At 50.3% G+C, this 433-nt stretch carries 5 tRNA genes; all 5 read left to right on the forward strand.

The features are described from left to right. Positions 1 to 2 precede the first annotated feature (2 nt). The 5 genes from AC6UDC_RS06890 to AC6UDC_RS06910 all read left to right on the forward strand — a co-directional run bounded on the left by AC6UDC_RS06890 (position 3) and on the right by AC6UDC_RS06910 (position 433). A tRNA-Lys gene (locus tag AC6UDC_RS06890) sits at positions 3 to 75 on the forward strand. Between the two features lie 23 nt (positions 76 to 98). Next, positions 99 to 171: transfer RNA gene (locus tag AC6UDC_RS06895), tRNA-Thr, on the forward strand. Positions 172 to 176: 5 nt separating this feature from the next. Then, positions 177 to 248: transfer RNA gene (locus tag AC6UDC_RS06900), tRNA-Gly, on the forward strand. A 16-nt stretch (positions 249 to 264) separates the two neighbouring features. Beyond that, a tRNA-Leu gene (locus AC6UDC_RS06905) sits at positions 265 to 350 on the forward strand. Between the two features lie 9 nt (positions 351 to 359). After that, a tRNA-Arg gene (locus AC6UDC_RS06910) sits at positions 360 to 433 on the forward strand.

Here is a 433-nt window from a genome sequence, read left to right on the forward strand (position 1 = left end):
TTGAGCCGTTAGCTCAGTTGGTAGAGCATCTGACTTTTAATCAGAGGGTCGGCGGTTCGAACCCGCCACGGCTCATTATTTATATAAATAGCATGTATGCCGACTTAGCTCAGTTGGCAGAGCACCTGTCTTGTAAACAGGGGGTCGGAGGTTCGAATCCTCTAGTCGGCATTTATGCGGAAGTAGTTCAGTGGTAGAACGCCACCTTGCCATGGTGGAGGTCGCGGGTTCGAATCCCGTCTTCCGCTTATGTCAATTTATAATGCCGGGGTGGCGGAATTGGCAGACGCACAGGACTTAAAATCCTGCGGTCAGTGATGACCGTACCGGTTCGATCCCGGTCCTCGGCATATTATTATGCACCTATAGCGCAATTGGATAGAGTGTCTGACTACGAATCAGAAGGTTGTAGGTTCGACTCCTACTAGGTGCA

It is taken from the genome of Fructilactobacillus sp. X7R7C1, from assembly GCF_059901065.1.